Source organism: Streptomyces sp. NPDC017056 (genome assembly GCF_044332485.1).
Classification (GTDB): domain Bacteria; phylum Actinomycetota; class Actinomycetes; order Streptomycetales; family Streptomycetaceae; genus Streptomyces.
Window position 1 is genome coordinate 1 of the sequence record NZ_JBIRPD010000046.1, and the last position, 1,540, is coordinate 1,540.

General features: G+C 70.0%; 1 protein-coding gene. It reads left to right on the forward strand.

Features of this window, described 5'->3' with window-relative positions; translation table 11 throughout:
* The coding region (locus ACH4OW_RS39055; RefSeq protein WP_398033683.1) for an acyl-CoA carboxylase subunit beta at window positions 1-1,540 on the forward strand (1,540 nt) is incomplete at its 5' end.

The following is a 1,540-nucleotide window of genomic DNA, read 5'->3' on the forward strand; positions in this document are numbered from 1 at the left end:
CGGGCGGGTCGCCGAGCTGCACGCCATCCGTGAGCAGGCCCGGCGAGGCCCCAGTGAGCGGGCGACCGAGGCGCAGCGTGCCAAGGGCAAGCTGACCGCGCGTGAGCGGATCGACCTTCTCCTGGACGAGGGGTCGTTCCACGAGGTGGAGCCGTTGCGGCGGCATCGGGCGACGGGGTTCGGGCTGGAGGCGAAGAAGCCCTACACCGACGGTGTGATCACCGGGTGGGGCACCGTGCACGGGCGGACGGTGTTCGTCTACGCGCACGACTTCCGGATCTTCGGCGGGGCGCTGGGCGAGGCGCACGCCACGAAGATCCACAAGATCATGGACATGGCCATCTCGGCCGGTGCCCCGCTGGTGTCCCTCAACGACGGCGCCGGCGCCCGCATCCAGGAGGGCGTCTCGGCGCTGGCCGGCTACGGCGGCATCTTCCAGCGCAACACCCGGGCCTCCGGCGTCATCCCGCAGATCTCGGTGATGCTGGGCCCGTGCGCGGGCGGCGCGGCCTACAGCCCCGCCCTGACCGACTTCGTGTTCATGGTCCGCGAGACCTCGCAGATGTTCATCACCGGCCCCGACGTGGTGCGCGCGGTGACCGGCGAGGAAATCACCCAAAACGGGCTGGGCGGCGCGGACGTGCACGCCGAGACCTCGGGCGTGTGCCACTTCGCCTACGACGACGAGGCCACCTGCCTCGAAGAGGTCCGCTACCTGCTGTCCCTGCTGCCGCAGAACAACCGGGAGAACCCGCCGTCGGTGGCCTGCGACGACCCCGCCGACCGCTCCGGCGACGCGCTGCTGGACGTGGTGCCGGCCGACGGCAACCGCCCCTACGACATGCGCACGGTCATCGAGGAACTGGTCGACGACGGCGAGTTCCTGGAGGTCCACGAGCGCTGGGCCACCAACATCATCGTGGCGCTGGCCCGCCTGGACGGCGAGGTCGTCGGCCTGGTCGCCAACCAGCCGCAGTCGCTGGCCGGCGTGCTGGACATCGAGGCGTCCGAGAAGGCCGCCCGCTTCGTGCAGATGTGCGACGCCTTCAACATCCCCCTCATCACGCTGCTGGACGTCCCCGGCTTCCTGCCCGGCGTCGACCAGGAGCACGGCGGCATCATCCGGCACGGCGCCAAGCTGCTGTACGCGTACTGCAACGCCACCGTGCCGCGCATCTCCGTGGTGCTGCGCAAGGCCTACGGCGGCGCCTACATCGTCATGGACTCCCAGTCGATCGGCGCGGATTTGACCTACGCCTGGCCCACCAACGAGATCGCCGTGATGGGCGCGGAGGGCGCCGCCAACGTCATCTTCCGCAAGCAGATCGCCGAGGCGGACGACCCCGAGGCGATGCGGGCGCGGATGGTCAAGGAGTACAAGTCCGAGCTGATGCACCCCTACTACGCGGCCGAACGCGGCCTGGTCGACGACGTCATCGACCCCGCCGAAACCCGCCAGGTCCTCATCCGCTCCCTGGACATGCTCCGCAACAAGCACGCCGACCTGCCCGCCCGCAAACACGGCAACCCACCCCAGTAA